Genomic DNA, 16,647 nt, shown 5'->3' with positions numbered 1-16,647 from the left:
GCGATGACCGCGTCGATTCCTCAGCTGCCGTTGCGGGACGATTTGTTTCTGCTCGGCCACAACGACGACACAGGTCAACCTCACATCCACCGCCAGGCCCTCGCCCTCGGCATGGCCGGCGCGGTCCTGACCGACCTGTTCCTGGCCGGACGGATCGCCCTCGACGACCCAAGGGGCGACAGCCGCCCGGCCGGCGACCAGCGGATCCGGCTCCGCTTCGATCGGCCCGTCGGTGACCTGGTCGCCGACACTGCCATCGCCTCTGTCCGCTACGCCAATCCCGCCCCGACGCTGCGGGGATGGCTGTCATGGTTCGCCGAGGACCTGTACGAACGCACCCGCGCCGGCCTGCACGCCGGCGGGATCCTGCACCGCACCAGCCGACGCCGCCTCGGCGGGCTCGCCCGCACCGAGGTCTACCTCGCCACCGACAGCAAATGGGCGGTCGTGGCCAGGTCCCGGCTGCGATATCTCGCCGCCGGACGCGAACCGCCGGACAACCACACGGCCGCCCTCGCCGGTCTCGTCGCCGTCCTCGGCCTGGCCACCCACCTGTACCTCGACGACACCGCCGCCGTCACTGCCCAGCTGCGGGCGATCGCCGAGCAGCACTACCGGCCCGTACGCGACGTCACCGCCGCCGTGGACGCGGCCGTCGGTGACCTCGCCACCGCCGCCTACCGCTGACCCCACCACAGACTCCCGGAGCCGATCACCGTGACCCACCCACCCTCGACGCCCGCACAATCGCCCACCCGCCGGCGTCGGCGGCCCGCTGTCCGGATCACTGCCGCACTCTCCGTACTGGGCCTGCTCGCCGCTGCCGCCCTCGCCCCGGCGTGCGCCGCCACTGGCACCCCCACCACGGATGGCACCCACCGGCACACCACCCCGCTCACCCGCATGAGTACCGCGCCGTGTGAGATCCCCGCGCCAATGACCGCCGCCGGTCTGCGCGCCCTCGCCGCCCGTACCCCCGAGACGCCACCCACCGCCCTGGCCGCGCCGCAAACAGCCGCCGGCGTGCTTCCCCCGGTTGCCGCAGGGGCCAGCTGCGACGTCCCGGGCCGGTTCTCGTTCTTGCAAATCCAGCAATGGGCTGCCGACACCCGCATCGACGGCGAACGTGCGACCAGCAACGTCGTGGTCTTCCAGCACCGGCACTGGCGTGCCGACAACGGCTCTGGCCGGGCCATCAGCCTGCGCCACCCGCCCGGTCCACAGCCCGCCATCGACGAGATCTACCCGCCGGGCACGCTCGACGGAACCATCGGCCCGATCGCCGTCGACTCCGCTGGCCTTAGGGCACAGATCACCAGCATCTCGCCGCCGTTCCTCGGCCCGTCGGCGGTCCTGGACGCCATCGCCGGTCTGACGTCGTGGCGCACACCCGACCGCGAGGCCCGCACCGCGATCCTCACTCTGTTGAGCCACACCAACGGGCTCACCTTTCACCCCGCCGTGCGCGACTGCGCCGGGCGCACAGGTGCTGGCGTAAGCGCCACCGGCGACGACGGCACCACCCGCGGCCTGCTCATCCTGCACCCCAGCACCGGCGAGGTCCTCGCCTACGAACGCGCCCACTTCACGCCATCAAAGCGCGGCCACACCCGCACCGGTGACGTCGAGGACTACCTGCTGTTCAGCGTCCACACCCGCACGAGCACCACCAACACGCCCTGACACCGCGCCGCCAATTACGCGGCAACTCCCGTCCGTTTCCGGACTGTTGAAGGGATCCTCATGGACGGCACTGCTCGCATCCGCGCCGGCCGCTGGACCGAGAAGGACAAGGTCGCCGCGCTCATCGCCGACGCCCTACACCCCGACCCGCTGGCCGCCTGGCTGGTGCCCGAGGCGACCCACCGGCGCCGCGTACTCACCGAGGTGGCGGCGATCTGGGTGGAACACGCCATGTTCTACGGCGACACCTACGTCACCGACGACCTGAACGCCGCCGCGGTCGGTTTCCACCGCTACCGCAGCATCCCGCCACCGGCGAACTACCGCAGCCGCCTCACCGACGCAGCCGGCGACCATGCTGAGCGCTTCGAGATCCTCGACGGGTTGCTCAGCGCACGTCGGCCCACCGAACCGCACTACCACCTGGCGATCCTCGCCGTCGCGCCCGCCGCCCAGCGACAAGGTGTCGGCACGGCGATGCTCGCCCACCACCGCGACAGAATCAACCGCGTCGACCTACCCTCGTGGACCGAAACCACCGGCGAATGCCAGGACGTCTACACCCGCTACGGCTACACCCCGAGGGAAGCCATCCGGCTGCCCGCGGGCCCGGTTCTCACCCCGATGCGCCGCACCCCTACGTCGGGCCCTGCTCCCCTGGACACCGTCAGTGCGGCCGGTAGCTCGCAGGCCAGGGGTCTGGGCGTTTGATCCGGGCGATGGCCTCACGAACCAAACCGTGGCCGATCCTGCGCCATGTCACACGTGGTCCTGGACGAGACCGTGCCGGTCCCGGACGAACGCGACGAGCGTCGCCTGCCCGCCGCGACGCCCTCGCGCCTCGCTGATCCCAGAACTCAAGCCCGGGACCGATCCGATATGCCTCACCCACGCAAGTACCCGCAAGATCTCATCGACGCCGCGGTTTCCCGCGTACATCAGCAGCGCGCGGCGGGCGACCACCGTGCCGTCACCGCTGTGGCCCAAGAGCTGAACCTGCAGCGCCGGCTCGTGCAGAAATGGGTCAGCGGCGCCCGCCAGGCGGCCGAAGCGTCAACTGCCGCGCAGGAAGGACCCGCTCTCCAGCGGGCCGACGCCGACCCGTGGGAGGTGGTGCTGCCGCCGGGGCTGCTGTGGTGTCGCCTCTGCGCCCAGTCCATGACCGCGGTCATGGACTGCGACGAGGACCTCGTCTACGACTGCCCACCCGGGTGTTGCCGCCCCGGCCTACCCGCTGTGCTCGTGGTGGATGCCATCGGCCGGGCCGTGCTGCGTCACGCACCCCGCATCGTGCCCATAACTCTGGCCCACCCACATAGCCCACTGATGGCCGCGGCCTGCGCCGGACGGGTCATCAGCCGCGTGACTGCCGGGCGCACCTGCACCGACCTGCGCATCACCTGGCGACCCGTCGTCACCGGTCTCGTTCCAGTCACCGAATACGTCGAACTCGCCCGCAGCCTTGCCGCCAGCAATCCCGCTCACGCCCAGGAACTCCTACACGCCGCGCTGGCCGCCGTCGACCCCACCACCGCGCCGGCCGACCCGCTTCACGCCGACGCCGCCTGCATCCTCGCCGAGGTGCTCATCCGTCTCGGCCACCCCAGTGCGGCGATCCGCTGGGCCACCTACGCCCACCACGCTGGCACCCACCTGCACGGCCCCGCCGCCGGCACCACCCTGACGGCCCTGCACACTCTCGCCACCGCGCACCGCCTGGTCGGGCACCACCAGCGCGCCTATCACCTCTACCGCCACCTCGTCGAGCAACTCGCCACCACCGCCGGGCCCCAGGCGCATCGCACCCTCGCCGCGCAGGCGTCCCTCGCCGTTGTCCTGCACCAGCTCGGCCACTGCGCCCGCGCGCGAACGCTGCTCGCCGACACCATGACCGCCCACCGACACGCACATCCTGGGCACCCCGCCAGCGACCGGATGGTCGGGCACCTGGCCCGGATGTGGCAGCACTGCGCCGAGCAGCGACACCACCACCCGGACGCGGGATGACAGATAATCGGTACGCAGCCAGCCCAGGAGGGTCCGGACCAGCGAGCAGGCATTGACCCAGTCCAACCGAGGGGCTCGGCGGTGGGCGCCCCGCTCCAGCAGTCCCGGCTGGCCCGAGCCCTGTCGAAGGTGACTCCGCTGGCACTCTTCAGGCGTCCGCTGCCCAATTTGTCGACCGGCCAGAAGGGCAGAGTCGTTCCGGCGCGGCGCCGTGTACAACGCGGTGACATAGTGGTCGACCACCGTCCCGCCGGGCTGGCTGGCGACCACCTCGGCGACGCCGTCGAGGAACGCCCCTCGCCGGTCAGCGCTCATCTCGCGCACGTTCGGGAAGCCCGCGCGTACCCTGCGGGGTCATCTGGTGCTCCCAGCGGATCATCTCGACCTGGACGGGGCTGAACCAGTCACCTGCTTCCAGTTCCGCTGTGCGTTCGGCGACCCGCAGGGGCGCTGGCACGCCCGCCGGGCCGCGCCCCTGCGCCGGTAGTCATCGTCGGTGGAGCGCGTCCAGGTCCGGGCGCAAGGGCGGGCTGCGGTCGGGGTCACCGAAGACGGTCCACCACACCGCCAGTCCTCCGCCCGGCCGGACCAGGCTGGCCAGCCGCCGCACCGCCTCAGCCGTATCCAGCCAGTGGAAGGCGGTGGCGCAGACCGCCATGTCGAAGGTGCCGTCGGGCAGCGCCACGGTGGCGAAGTCGCCTTCGATCACGGTCACGTCGCGGTCGGCCAGGTTCGTTCGCAGCCGGGCCGCCAGGCGGCCCCCGAGTTCCACCGCCAGCACCGACGCGCCGGCGGCCACGAGGGACGGGTCACCTGCCCTGTCCCGGGCCCGATCTCCAGGACGCGGGCACCGGGCCGCAGCCCATAGTCGGCAAGCACCTCGTACACCCGCCGCGGGTACCCCGGCCGAGCCGCCTGGTAGTTGTCCGGATCCTCGTCGAAGCTGCCCCGCCGGATCAGCCGCTGGTCGTCACCGCCCACGTCGCGAGCGTATTCACTCGGGTAACCGGCACCGGCCCGGCCGCACGCGGTCATCCGCTGCCGCTCCGGTGTGGGCTAGTTTCACCCCGCCTTGCGGCGTCTCTGGTTGATCTTCTTCGCGACGGCGTCGGCGGCGTCCTGGTGCAGCTGCTTGGTGACGCTCTGGTAGGTGTCGCGGGTCAGGGTCGTGGTGGAGTGGCCGAGTTGGTCGGAGAGGACCTTGATGTCGACGCCGGCGTCGAGGGCGATGGTGGCGGCGCTGTGGCGCAGGTCGTGTAGCCGGATCGGCGGTAGGCCGGCTTTGCGGACGAGCCGGCGGAAGCGTTGGGTGACGGCGTTGGGGTGCCAGCGCTGCCCGTCGGGGCGGACGAAGAACAGGCCGGTGTCGGGCCACGCCGGGCCGGCGGCGAGTTGCCACTGGGCGCGGCGGCCCTTGTAGGCGGTGAGGACCTTGACTGTGTCGGTGTCGAGGGCGACGTCGCGGTTTCCGGCCCTGCTCTTCGGGGGTTTCTGCACGGGGGTGTAGCCGTGGGTGGCGATCTGGTTGTTGATGGTGGTTTCCCGGCGGTGCAGGCGGACCTCGCTGTCGCGTAGTCCGCAGGCCTCGCCGCGGCGGGGTCCGCGGTAGGCCATGTAGTGCCACATCGGGTGCAGGTCCGGGGCGTGCCGGGCGGCGTGGTCGAGGAAGTCCACGAGCTGGGCGTCGGTCCACACCATCACCGGTCCGGGCACCTGGCCGGTGTCCTTCCAGCGCTGCACGCGTTCGTCCTCCCACACGATCGGCAGCGGCCGGTCACCCGGGGTCTTGACCAGCGCGGCCGGGTTGGAGCCGACGATTAGTTCGTCGGCGAGAGCGTCGTTGATGGCCTTGCGCAGGCAGGCGCGGATGCGTTGCCGGGTCGTGGGGCCGGTGGGCCGTACCCCGGCTGCGGACCTGCGCACCGCCGGGTCGGGGCTGGTCTTCGCGGCGCGGATGTCGTCGTTGCGGCGTTCGATCGCGGCGAACATGGCACGGACGTGGCTGGTACGCAGCTTGTCCAGCGGGACCTCGCCGAGGTGCGGGATCAGGTGCACCCGCACGATGGACTCGTAGCCGTGCAGGGTGTTGTCGTCCACGCTGAGGTGGGTCAGCCAGCCGGTGAGGTAGTCGGCGACGGTGGGCGCGTCAGCGAGGGGGCCGTCGCCGCGCAGCCGCTGGCGGATCCGGTCGACCTCGGGCAGGGGCCGTTTGGCGCGTGCGGCGTTCTGGAGCAGGTCGCCGATCTCGGTGCGGCGGCGCCGGTCGCCCTTGGCGAGGGCGAGCAGTTCGCGGGCGTGGTCGAGTTCGTCGGCGGCGGCCCGGCGGGTGGGTAGGCCGGAGCGGCGTAGCTGCCGGCGCCCGCCGTCGGCGGTGGGTGGGAGTTCGAGTTGGTAGGTCCAGTGCCCGTGCTCGGAACTCCAGGCGCGGTTGGGGCGGCGCAGCTTGGGACAGTCGTTTCCGAAGGGCTTGCCGGTTTCCGGGTGGCGGCAGCCGCAGCGTTTGAAGATGCTTCCGTCAGGCATGGCAGGTGGTGCTCCTCGATCAGGTGGGGCGCATCGGTTTCGTCGATCGACATCCACGCGTGATCCGCGGACACGATCAAGTCGCCGGGACCGTCGTACGACGGTCCCGGCGCAAGCTCGGGGCTGGAAGAGAACCGCGCGCGTTGGCGCGGAGGGCTGGGGCGGGATGGGCTCCCGCCAGCGCGGAAGGCGCCTACGGTGGGGCATTCGTGGCACCGGCGGCGCGCTCCGGTGTGGTCCCCGGGTCGTGCAGGTGCAGAGCGGCGAGCAGCGGCGCCGTCGGTATCCGGTAGTGGGCGCCGACGCGGAAGTGCGGCACGGGGAACGCGTCGCGGCGGATCAGCTTGTAGGCGGCGGAGCGGGACATGCCGAGCACCGCCGCGGCGGTGGCTAGGTCCGTGCTGACGCCCAGGCCGTGGATTCGCTCGGCCGTCCACGCCGGCTTCCGCTCACCGGCAGCCGGCCTCTCCCCGGATTGAGGTGGCACGGTTCCATTGCGTCTGGACGATCTCATGGTCATCTCCTCGGCGGTAGGCACGGGCGTACAGGTCAGGCCCGGGGTGCGCGGCGGGTGAGGCTGGATGCCGGAGACGGGCTCAGCCCTCGCAGGAGCAGATCCGATGGGTGCTCGATCTGGTCCGGCGACATCCAGCACGGCCGGCCGGTACGACTCAAGCGGCGCTTACCTCGGTGCTCGCCCGTGTCGATGTCGGCTCCGCGCCGGATCGGTGGGGCGCTGACATCTGTGAACCGGCGTCTGTGTGCTCTGGCGAACGCCTGCCCGACTCACCGCCACTCACGAGGGCTCACAGGGTTGCCCGTCCGGCCGCTCGCCGGGCCAGCGCGCGGACGTGCCACCGCCTCGACGCCACCCCCTGGACAGTGGCAGAAGTCGATGACACGGTGGGTGGTGTGACGGTCCACGGGCGCTCCGACCTCGTGTCCGCCGTCGGCTCGACAGCGGTGTCAACGTGTCACACACCGCCTCGGCCGCATCTGGTCGGACACTCAAGCACGTCGATGACAAGTTGTCCGCGGCCGACGGGTGCCGACACAGCTTGCGGGCGGTTGACAAACCGGTCCAGGCGACGCGGTGATGTCATGCCGGTTTGGCCATCGCCGCCGCGGGACGGACTTTCGTCGTCGACGCCAGTGCCATTTCAGGCCAGCGACACGCGCGAGGCTGCGCTGTCCCGGGCCTGCTCAGCGATCCCGCCGGACACCTTGTCAACGACGGACATCGATGACAGGCGCGACGTGGCGGACACCGGGCCGGACACGGAGGACACGCTGTGCCCACCTCGATGTCTTGGCCGCGCGCACGACGCCGATCGCCACTTCTCGATTCCATCTGACCGCCGCTGAACGCGTGTCCGGACAAAGTGACGCGGCGCTCATGCCGACGGTCCTGTCCTCGCGGACGCGGTCGCCGCCGCCCGCACGGACAACCTGTCAATCGACTGCCCTCGTTGACACCGGTTCGCGCGCTTCCCGGGCGAGGCAGCCGGGACCGAGGGTTCCCCACCACTGGTGCGCACACTCCGGCGACCGACATGGGTGAGGCGCCGGGCATGATGCCCGGGGACGGGGACGCGGCAGATGGTTGGGGTTCGCGCCACGCCGGCGTCGTCCGCTGGCCTACCGGGCGTGCCGGCAGCGATGCCATCCCGCTGTGAGTCGCTGTGAGTCTTTGTGAGCGGTTGTGAGTCGTTGTGAGTGCCAGGGTGTATAGGGCGCGGCAACTCTCTTGTCGGACACTTCTCGCACGGGCCCCTACGCTCACAGCCCTGCTCAGAACTCCTAGCGCGAGGTGACCAGCGTCGGCGCGACCTCGGCGGTGAAAAGGCTGCGGCGCGCCTTCGATGGCACGAAGTTCAACGGCGCTGTCAGTCCATGCCAGCAGAGGTGGTTCAGTGCCAACGCAAGTGATCCGATCGCGGATGACGGGCGAGATTCGCTGACCAGAGGGGCGGGTCAGCGGCTGTGAGTGGCTGTGAGCCGCTGTGAGTGACCGTGAGCGGTGGCGCAACCTCGACGATCGCGACCTCTTCGCTGAGCCGTCTGGTGCCGCGCATGGCGTGCGACGGCGGCTCACAGCCCTGCTCAGCCGTACCGTGGCCCGTCCGCGTCGCCCGCCCGGTGCCGGACCGATGCCCGAGTTCGGGCAGGACGCAACGGCGGTCCGCTGGGGGCAAAGCAGGCCTGACCTGGGCTGTGAGCGGTTGTGAGTCGGTCGTGGCGTAATCGGCATTCCAGCGTCGCCAGAACACGGCGGCGACGCCCGATGGTCTCTCTGGCCGAGGAGTACTGATCATGAGTGTGTCCGACACGATCTTCCCTGCCGCGCCCCTGGACGCCGTCGATGTCGCGTTCGCGGCGTTGACCAGCGACCCGGCACCCCTGTCCCTCAACCTCGACATGTTCGGTCCGGATGACGGCCTGCCAAGGGGTGTCGTGGCGCTGCCGGCGCTGCGGGACTGGCTGCTGGCGAACCCGCGCGCCTACACCGCCCGCGACGCGGTGTGGCGGGAGCTGATCCGTCGTGCCCGACTGGACGGGCCGCAGTGGGTCATCGCCGCGGTCGGCATGGCGATGCCGGCGCTGCGCCGCTACGCGCGGCGGTTGTCCGACGGCTACCGTGGTGACCCCGACGACATGGGCGCGGAGATCCTCGCGGGATTCCTGGCGGCGCTGCGTGACCACGTGGACGTGGCCCGCCGTGCGCCGTACGCGTCGTTGTGCCGGGCCGGCTGGCGCGCCGGACACGCGCTGCGTCAGCAGGCCAGCGAGTTCGTTCCGGTCGAGGACGTGGAGCGCGTCACGGGCCCGCGGACCCCGCAGGTGCCCTACGGGCATCCCGACGTGCTGGTCCGCCGCGCGGTGCGCCTGGGGATCCTCGACGCCGACGACGAGCAGCCCTACATCGACGTGCGGCTGGGCCGGCGGGCCATGGATCCGATCGCGGCCCGGATGGGCATCAGCACCGACGCCCTGCGCATGCGGTTGGGTCGCATCGACACCCGCCTCGCCGAAGCCCTCGCCAGCGGCATGCTGACCGGCGCGGCGTCCGCGCAGGCCGCCGAGGCGTTGGCGGCGCGAGCCGAACGCCGGGCCAGTCTGCGCGCCGCCAGCCGCCGTCGCCTCTCCACCACTGCCTCCACGTCGACGGCAGTCGCGTAGGTCGGCTGTCCGGGAGCCCCTTCTCGCGGCGCCGTCACCTTCCCCCGGTGAGGCTCCTGAGACGGATCACCTCAACTGAGAAAACCCCTCTTTGTGAGTGGCTGTGAGTGGTTGTGAGTGGGGCAGGCGTTCGTCAGAGCACACAAGCGGCGGTTTCTTGATGACGGCGCCAGAAGCCGCACTCGGATTCTCGCCGTACCGCAGGACCGGCCGGTGATCCGGCCGCGCGGACCAGCCGGTTCTGTGCCCGGGCCGCCGTCCGGGCACGGAACCGGCAAGCCGTCGCCCTGTCACCCGCCGCGACGCAGGATCGCGGTGGCGTGATCCGCCCGTGGTGTGCCGCACCGACGCGGTCGCACGGGCATTCATCCGCCCCTGCCACCCCCTACCGGGATGGCGTCACGTTGGAGGTACCGGTCATGGCGACCACCTACCATCCCCAGTTCACTGTCCCGTCCACCCGACCGATCCCGGCGGAGCTGATCCTGGCCGAGAGCGGCCGCATGCGCCTGCCCGACTGGTGGGCCGTCGAGATGCTCGCCGAGCACCGCGTCCTGACCACCGCGCAGCTCACCGCACTCGGTTTCGCCACCACCACAGCGTCGGCCATCCGACGTCTGACGATCCTTGCCCGCCGCGGCTGGATCGACCGCCTCTGGAACGCCGGTGCCGCGGCCACCGCCGACACCTCGTGGTGCCGCGGCCCGATCGGCGCCCAACTCACCCCACTCGGCCAAGACCGCGACGTCACACCGGCGCAGGTGTACCGGGCCCGCGACCGGCTCCGCGAGCATCCGGGCCTGCCCGGACTCCTGCGAGCCAACGACTTCTTCGTCGACCTGGCCACCCACGCGCTCACCAAGCCCGGCAGTGACCTACGCACCTGGTGGTCACCGCGCACCTGCCGGTACGTCACCGGAGCGCGGCATGCCGCCTGGCACGGCGAGTACATCCACAACCGCAACCGCCACGCGTTCTGGTACCAGCCCGACCCCGGCCAAATCCGTCCCGCCGACCTCGCCGACCGCGTCCACGGCTACCGGCGGTTGGCCGAACAAACCGGCCTGGCGACCCTGCTGTTCCACGCCGCCGACCCGCAGCGCGAGCAGGAACTGCGCCGCTACCTCGAGCGCCGCAACACGCGGCACCTAACCGTCGTCACCAGCAACGCCGAGCACGACCACGCGGCCGACCCGGTCTGGCAGCCGATCGGCGAGACACACGGCCTCGCCCTGACCGACCTTCCCCACACCCCCGAGCAGTGGCCGCCCGACAACGTGACCTTCAAGGAGGTACGGCCCCGAGCCCCACACCCCATCTACGACCCCGAGCGCCCCGGCGACGAATCCGTCGCCGACGGCGAGTACCACTACCCGCCGCGCCCCTGACCACCCGACCGCTGCTCCTCGACCGGCCTGCGTGCCGGTCGAGGAGCAGACCGGGGCGACCCAACGAAGCGCTTACCCGGTCACTGTCAGGAGGACTACCGGAGGCTGCCGTTCGCTTCGAATCCGAACGGCAGCGCCTGCGGCTCTCACACCGCAGGCCGGAGCCACTGTGTGCAACTTCGATCGACAGGCGACTGACACTGCCCGTGTCACCGGAAGTTCGCCACACACGCGAGACCAGGCAGGTTGGCATGTCCAACCAGGCTTCCGTACAGCGACTGCGGACCTCCGGTTGCTCCCGCCCGCTGCAGCCGCGGGGCGCACCAACCTCACACCCACTCGCACCCTCTGACCGTGGAGCAACAACGATGATCACCCCGCACCGCGAACCTCACCAGCGTCAACGGCCCGACTCACACCCACCCTCACCGCGACGTCACGCCGAACCCGGTGTGCCCGGCCCTTCAGCGGTCAGTGCCGATCTCCGTTCTACCGTCCGTCTTGATCCTGACCCCCAACCTGACCCCTCACGGCCGCTCACAGCCCAGGTCAGCCCCGCTGTCAGGAGGCTGGGACCGCTCCAGACAGACCCTCCAATCTCGGGTCTCCCCCCAAGGGCTTGTGCCCATGGGTAAACACCTACCGACCGCGGACCCGCTGCTTCGCCTGCAGGCCAGCATCACCGCCCGCGACGACCGGCTCCTCGGTTGGCTCTACGACCACGGCGTGCTCACCACCGACCAGATCGCCGCCGCCCTGTTCCCATCCCTGGACTTCACCCAACGCCGGCTGCGCCGCCTCACCGCCCTTCGGGCGGTAGACCGGTTCCGGCCCAACAAAGCCGACGGAGGCTCCCACCCCTACCACTACGTCCTGGATCAACTCGGCTACGACCACGTCCACGCCCAACGCGGACTCTCACGAGGCCGCCGGGACCAGGCCCGCCGCCGCAAACACTCCCTAACTAACCGACCGGACCTGCCGCACCTGCTCGGCGGCAACCAGGTCTTCATCGACCTCGCCGCCCACGCCCGCACCCACCCCGACAGCGACCTCGTCCGCTGGCAACCCGCGTCGGCCTACCACGAACCGGGCACCCTCTACCGGCAAGGCGCCAACCCGCACCTCATCCTCGCCGGAGCGACCGGCCTCCCCCGCCCCGACGGCGCGGGAATATGGACGGAGGACGAACGGTCCGTGCCCTTCTTCCTCGAGTACGACACCAGTGGTGAGAACCTGCAGGTCCTCATCGACAAGGTCATCAAATACGAGCGGCTGTACACGATGAGCACCTGGGCATGGCCGGTGCTGTTGCACCTACCCTCCGCACGACGCGAGGCGAACCTGCACCACCGGATCGCCGGCACCGGCTTGGAAGCGGTCATCGCCACCACTACCGCCGAACTACGCACCGCTCTCGCCGCCAGCCCCGCCCACCAGATCTGGCAAGTACCCGGCCGTCCCGGCCGTCACCGCCTCATCGACCTGCCCTACACCGACACCCACCACGACGACCAATACCCCACCCACGACCATCCCACTCCGGACGAGCGGGCCGCCTAATGAGAGGGAGCGGAACACATGGCGCGTGTGGCGGCCTGCAGGCCGCACGCGCCGCCGAACCACCCCCCACCCGCCAGCTCGCCGGGCCGGCAACCGCCACCCGCCGTACGGGCGCGCACCGGGGCGACCAGAGCGGACTGCGCCTCGATCGAAAGCGGACACGCCGCGCAGACCGCCGTGGCACGAGCGCGGCGACAGGTCGCCACCGGGTGCCGATGGTCGAGTTGAGGGCGTTCATCGACCTGCTCCGGGAGCAGTTCGGGGTGCCCTACCCGCTCGCCGACCGCCGGCCCTACGTCGCCGGCAAAAAACTTGTGCTGCAAGCCCAGGCCGAGGCCGGTCTCGACCCGGAGTACTGCTTGGTGGCCGCGGTCGGTAGTCAGTTGCTGCTCACTCCTCCGTCGGCGGCTTTCGTCGAGCGGGTCACCTGGGACGGCGACGTCGCCGCAGGCTGGCGACCGGATCCCAACCCCCAGTCACCGGTACGGATCCGGCCAGATGTCCGGTTTGGTCGGCCGTCGATCAAGGGGATCAGCACCGAGGTCCTCTGGGAGCAGGATGAGGCGGGGCTGGACGTCGAGGAGATCGCCGAGACGTACCAGCTCGACGTGCCCGACGTGCGGTGGGCGCTGGCGTACGAGAACTCCCAGCGCGCGGCGTGAGCAGGGTCAAGCCTGCCGAGGTCCGGTTCTACATCGATGCCGACCTCCTCGGTCTCGCGCGCGTCCTCGCTGGTCTCCGCTCCGATGTCACCTATCCCGGCGATCCCGGGACGGTCATCCACAAACGCCAACGCCCGCCGTGCCCGATCTCCTCGCCCGCTGTGGAGGACTCGGAGTGGATCCCGCAGGTCGCGGGCCGCGGCTGGCTGATCATCACGCGGGACCGCCACATCCAGGAGCACCGACTGGAGATCGCCGCCGTGCGAGAGCACCGGGCCAGGATGGTCGCCCTGACAGCCGCCGACGCGGGCAGCGTCTTCGGCCAGTTGGAGGTTGTGATACGTCGCTGGCGCGATATCGAGCGCTGCCCCGCCGAGCCGCCACCCTTCATCTACGCAGCTACCCGAACCACGATGCGGCAGATCCCGCTGACCTGACGCGGGCGTAAGCCGATCAGCTGGTTCCCACGCCAACCGTCGCTACAGCGGCTTGAATAGCGATGTGCAGGTCACCAAGGACGGGCGGGACTGGCGCATCGGCGCCGCCGCCGACGTGGTTTGGATCGCCGGGCACACCACTGCCGGCGTCTCGATCACCACCGCCATCCCGCCGGTCTTCGACGCCTACGCCACCACGCACCAGACCGACGACGTCACCGCCGCCGCCTACGAGCACGCCCTGATCGAGGACCTCACCACGCACACGCCCGACCAGCCTTGGTGGCTGGCCTACCTCGACACCGGCGCCCACGACGTCGTCCTTCCCCACGCCCCGCGGGTGTTCCTCTACTGGAACTGGCCCTACGTGCTGGTCCAGGCCGGCCCCGAGCAGGCCCTCACCTGGCGCACCGGTGGGCACATCCGCCACCCGCACGGCGCGCTACCCGACCTGTTCTTCCCCGCCGACCGGTCATGGCTGGTCTCCGCGCTCTGGGACGATACCTGGACCTGCGTCGGCGGCCCGACACCCGTGATCCACACCCTCCAACGCGACCCCGTGGTCAATGCCCGCCCAATTCAACCTGACGAAGATGCGCTGCCACCGGGGCTGACCCGCGAGTGACGACCCTACGCCACAGGCAGCGGTCAGCCTCCGATCATGGCTAACGCCCCCACTTCTCGGCAGGACGGCAGTCGCTGGTCGGATTGCCGTAGATCCGCTTCCCGTCCGGGCCCGTATAGCAGCGCTCCAGTTGGTCCTCGGCCTGGAACAGCGGACGCCTGTCGATCTCCGTTCCGTGGGCGTCGTAGCTAACCAGTTCAGGATCGTTGCCGGCCTTGAGGCGGGCATCGCTGGTCATCAGGCCGAACGCTCCCGCGGAGAGCCGAGCTGTTGTACTGCGCCCGTCGCCGTGGTCGAGCACGAGCCGGTCGACGCGCCCGCTGATCCGGCCGCTGACATTGACGTCCCCGCCGTCGTGCTCGGTGGACGTCAGCAGTAGCCGCTGCACCGGCCCCGGCAACCAGTAACCGTGCCGCCAGGGTTCGCTGGCGTGACCGCCGGACTCCTGGTCGGTACCCGCCGATTCCGCGTCACAGGTCGCGTAGCCGACGTCGTTCATGAACAACACCAGCGTGCGGTCACCCCGCTCGATGGCCACCGCCAGGTCGGCCAGGGACACCGGGACAGGGCGCTCGCTCTCGTCCTGCCGGGTCTGCCGATGCGGCGAGTTCCACTGCAGGCACCGCTGCGCCGCGTCCCGCAGGGCCGGCGACAACTCACCCGATCCCATGGCCAGCACCTGCACGGGCGCCCGGACCGGCCGCTGCCACACCACCGCCGCGACACCGGACGCCACGACCAACAGCGCCACCCCCGCCACGGCGACTCGCAGTCGTGGCGGACGAGCGGGGCGCGGGCGCACCGAACCAAGGATCCGGGCCCGCATCGCGTGCGCCGCCTTCGGCGGCAGGTCCCGCTCCACGGGCAGGTCGAGAATGTTGTTCACCGCTTCCCCTCCTGAATCTCCTCGGGCAGCAGCCGCGCCAGGCGGCTACGCGCGCGACTCACCCTCGACCGCACCGCCACCTCGCTGATGCCCAACACGGCTGCCGCGTCCGGGTACGACACGCCGGACCACAGGCACAACGCCACCGCTTCCCGCTCCGCCGGCGGTAGCCGGCGGGCAACCGCGAGGACCTCGGTCATCCGCCGCTCGTCGTCGAGCCGCGCGGCCACCTCGTCGGCGATTTCACCATCGGCGTACCGCTCCGCCGGTAGACGCCGTAGCAGCGCCAGCCACCGGCGCGCCGACCGCCACTCGGAGCGGACCGCGTTCGTGGCGACGACCAGCAACCACGGCAACGCCGAGCCGTCCACGAGTCGCGCGTCGTCCCGGCGGCGCCACGCGACGAGGAACGTCGCCTGGGTGACGTCCTCGGCCGTCGACCACGACCCGGTCAGCCGGAACACGTGGTTGTAGACCGCACGGGAGTACCGGTCGAAGAGCCGACCGAACGCCAACTCGTCACCGGCGGCGATCGAGGACCACAGTTCCTCGTCCGATGGCCGTACCTGATGCCTCACACCACACTATGGCCGCCCACGCCGACTCTGTTGCAGCTCACGGTGCGCCTGTTGAACGAGCGCGGCACCCGCCGTGCACGTATCCCGCCGTGCCGGCGGCAAATATCGTGGCAGCGGTCAACCAGGATGCCGTCGTGGTGGAGGGCTGGATCGGCCAAGCCCAAGCTGCAACGACGACGCTGGTCTGGCGTGGAGCGGCGGCGCACACGTAGACGAAGGCGGGCAGCCACGCCAGCCGCGCGCCGAGCAGCACCGCCCCGCCGGCGACCAGTCCGACGCAACCGAGAGCATTACGCACCAGCGCATATGCACCGTACGTGTCGGGTGCCCGCAGTCCGGCCACGCTGAGCGCCGTGGCGGTTACGAAGGCGGCGATGGTCGATCTCCGAAGCCGATTCGCGGAGTGGCGCCGCGATCTGCTCGACGAGGAAGGATGACTCGGCCCCGACTCGCGGCAATGTCAAGCTGCACCCGCAGGCCCACAGCGTTCCAGCTGATCTTCGGCAAGCGATCGCAGCGAGCCCGCGAAGCGACCGGCACGCAACGGCAGAAAACAGAAAGCCGCAGCTCGTCGGCCTGTGGACACCGGCGGAGCGTCGGGTTAGTCCTTGTCGCCTCTGGCGAGGTGGCCCGTTCCGGGCTGAAAATCGTGTCGGTCGCTCGCTGACGTCGTGCTTCCTTGATCCGTACGAGGTCGTGGGTTAGTCGGACGCTGGTAGCTGCGTTATGGGCCCTTCACTGTTGCTGCGAGCACGCGAGTTAGATTCACCCGTTCTGTGGCTGCCGCGGGCGACCGCCCTGATGTTCGCGCTGGTGGGAGGGGTTCGGTTGCTGGAACAAGCCCAGGACGAAGAGCAGATCATCAAGCGTGTGGCTGGGTTGGACATCGGTAAGGCGTCGTTGGTGTGTTGCGCGCGGGTGCCGGACGAGGCGAAGCCTGGACGGCGGCTGCAGGAGGTGCGGACCTACCCGACGATGACCCGATCGCTGACCGGCTTGGCCGAACGGCTGGCCGCGCTGGGGGTGACCCGGGTGGTGATGGAGGCGACCAGCGACTACTGGAAGCCGGTGTTCTACCTGTTGGAAGCGCATGGGTTCGAGGTGTGGCTGGTCAA

At 70.5% G+C, this 16,647-nt stretch carries 17 protein-coding genes; 11 read left to right on the top strand and 6 right to left on the bottom strand.

What is annotated here, in order from left to right; translation table 11 throughout:
- Positions 1 to 3: 3 nt before the first annotated feature.
- The 4 genes from ACGFH9_RS29425 to ACGFH9_RS29410 all read left to right on the top strand — a co-directional run bounded on the left by ACGFH9_RS29425 (position 4) and on the right by ACGFH9_RS29410 (position 3,690).
- Positions 4 to 687 carry a GPP34 family phosphoprotein gene (locus ACGFH9_RS29425; protein ID WP_393225667.1) on the top strand — a complete coding sequence of 228 codons (684 nt, stop codon included), beginning with the start codon at positions 4 to 6 and terminating at the stop codon, positions 685 to 687.
- Positions 688 to 717: 30 nt separating this feature from the next.
- Positions 718 to 1,683 (top strand): hypothetical protein, encoded by a 966-nt coding sequence (locus ACGFH9_RS29420; RefSeq protein WP_393225664.1) that lies wholly within the window; start codon positions 718 to 720, stop codon positions 1,681 to 1,683.
- Between the two features lie 60 nt (positions 1,684 to 1,743).
- Positions 1,744 to 2,394 (top strand): GNAT family N-acetyltransferase, encoded by a 651-nt coding sequence (locus tag ACGFH9_RS29415; RefSeq protein ID WP_393225662.1) that lies wholly within the window; start codon positions 1,744 to 1,746, stop codon positions 2,392 to 2,394.
- Between the two features lie 267 nt (positions 2,395 to 2,661).
- A complete protein-coding gene (locus ACGFH9_RS29410; protein ID WP_393225659.1) occupies positions 2,662 to 3,690 on the top strand; it encodes a hypothetical protein in 1,029 nt (342 codons plus the stop codon).
- A 487-nt stretch (positions 3,691 to 4,177) separates the two neighbouring features.
- On the opposite strand, the gene ACGFH9_RS29405 is transcribed toward ACGFH9_RS29410, so the two are convergent.
- The 4 genes from ACGFH9_RS29405 to ACGFH9_RS29390 all read right to left on the bottom strand — a co-directional run bounded on the left by ACGFH9_RS29405 (position 4,178) and on the right by ACGFH9_RS29390 (position 6,727).
- Complete coding sequence (locus ACGFH9_RS29405; RefSeq protein WP_393225742.1) at positions 4,178 to 4,462, bottom strand: class I SAM-dependent methyltransferase; 285 nt, start codon at positions 4,460 to 4,462, stop codon at positions 4,178 to 4,180.
- Positions 4,402 to 4,671 carry a hypothetical protein gene (locus ACGFH9_RS29400; RefSeq protein WP_393225750.1) on the bottom strand — a complete coding sequence of 90 codons (270 nt, stop codon included), beginning with the start codon at positions 4,669 to 4,671 and terminating at the stop codon, positions 4,402 to 4,404. Before ACGFH9_RS29400 ends, ACGFH9_RS29405 begins: the two co-directional genes overlap by 61 nt.
- An 81-nt stretch (positions 4,672 to 4,752) precedes the next feature.
- Positions 4,753 to 6,213 (bottom strand): tyrosine-type recombinase/integrase, encoded by a 1,461-nt coding sequence (locus ACGFH9_RS29395; protein WP_393225657.1) that lies wholly within the window; start codon positions 6,211 to 6,213, stop codon positions 4,753 to 4,755.
- A gap of 193 nt (positions 6,214 to 6,406) precedes the next feature.
- Positions 6,407 to 6,727 (bottom strand): helix-turn-helix domain-containing protein, encoded by a 321-nt coding sequence (locus ACGFH9_RS29390; RefSeq protein ID WP_393225654.1) that lies wholly within the window; start codon positions 6,725 to 6,727, stop codon positions 6,407 to 6,409.
- A 1,799-nt stretch (positions 6,728 to 8,526) separates the two neighbouring features.
- Between ACGFH9_RS29390 and ACGFH9_RS29385 the strand changes: the two genes are divergently transcribed.
- From ACGFH9_RS29385 to ACGFH9_RS29360, 6 genes are all read left to right on the top strand, one after another.
- The gene (locus ACGFH9_RS29385; RefSeq protein ID WP_393225651.1) at positions 8,527 to 9,393 is read left to right on the top strand and encodes a hypothetical protein; all 867 of its coding nucleotides are present in this window, start codon (positions 8,527 to 8,529) and stop codon (positions 9,391 to 9,393) included.
- Positions 9,394 to 9,812: 419 nt separating this feature from the next.
- Positions 9,813 to 10,781 carry a replication-relaxation family protein gene (locus ACGFH9_RS29380; protein ID WP_393225648.1) on the top strand — a complete coding sequence of 323 codons (969 nt, stop codon included), beginning with the start codon at positions 9,813 to 9,815 and terminating at the stop codon, positions 10,779 to 10,781.
- 627 nt (positions 10,782 to 11,408) lie between these two features.
- Complete coding sequence (locus ACGFH9_RS29375; RefSeq protein WP_393225645.1) at positions 11,409 to 12,344, top strand: replication-relaxation family protein; 936 nt, start codon at positions 11,409 to 11,411, stop codon at positions 12,342 to 12,344.
- Positions 12,345 to 12,559: 215 nt separating this feature from the next.
- A complete protein-coding gene (locus tag ACGFH9_RS29370) occupies positions 12,560 to 13,006 on the top strand; it encodes a DUF433 domain-containing protein (RefSeq protein ID WP_393225642.1) in 447 nt (148 codons plus the stop codon).
- Positions 13,003 to 13,443, top strand: a complete 441-nt coding sequence (locus ACGFH9_RS29365; RefSeq protein ID WP_393225639.1) for a hypothetical protein — start codon at positions 13,003 to 13,005, stop codon at positions 13,441 to 13,443. Before ACGFH9_RS29370 ends, ACGFH9_RS29365 begins: the two co-directional genes overlap by 4 nt.
- A gap of 64 nt (positions 13,444 to 13,507) precedes the next feature.
- Positions 13,508 to 14,068 carry a hypothetical protein gene (locus ACGFH9_RS29360; protein ID WP_393225636.1) on the top strand — a complete coding sequence of 187 codons (561 nt, stop codon included), beginning with the start codon at positions 13,508 to 13,510 and terminating at the stop codon, positions 14,066 to 14,068.
- Between the two features lie 40 nt (positions 14,069 to 14,108).
- Here ACGFH9_RS29360 and ACGFH9_RS29355 read toward each other — a convergent pair whose 3' ends face one another.
- Positions 14,109 to 14,954 carry a hypothetical protein gene (locus ACGFH9_RS29355; protein WP_393225634.1) on the bottom strand — a complete coding sequence of 282 codons (846 nt, stop codon included), beginning with the start codon at positions 14,952 to 14,954 and terminating at the stop codon, positions 14,109 to 14,111.
- Positions 14,951 to 15,532, bottom strand: a complete 582-nt coding sequence (locus tag ACGFH9_RS29350) for an RNA polymerase sigma factor (RefSeq protein ID WP_393225631.1) — start codon at positions 15,530 to 15,532, stop codon at positions 14,951 to 14,953. Before ACGFH9_RS29350 ends, ACGFH9_RS29355 begins: the two co-directional genes overlap by 4 nt.
- A gap of 801 nt (positions 15,533 to 16,333) precedes the next feature.
- On the opposite strand from ACGFH9_RS29350, the gene ACGFH9_RS29345 reads away from it, so the two are divergent.
- Positions 16,334 to 16,647, top strand: a 314-nt coding sequence (locus ACGFH9_RS29345) for a transposase (RefSeq protein ID WP_393225629.1), incomplete at its 3' end; no start/stop codon positions are given.

This window comes from Micromonospora sp. NPDC049102, assembly GCF_043197485.1.
GTDB lineage: Bacteria > Actinomycetota > Actinomycetes > Mycobacteriales > Micromonosporaceae > Micromonospora.
This window is presented reverse-complemented; position numbering and strand designations above follow the sequence as displayed.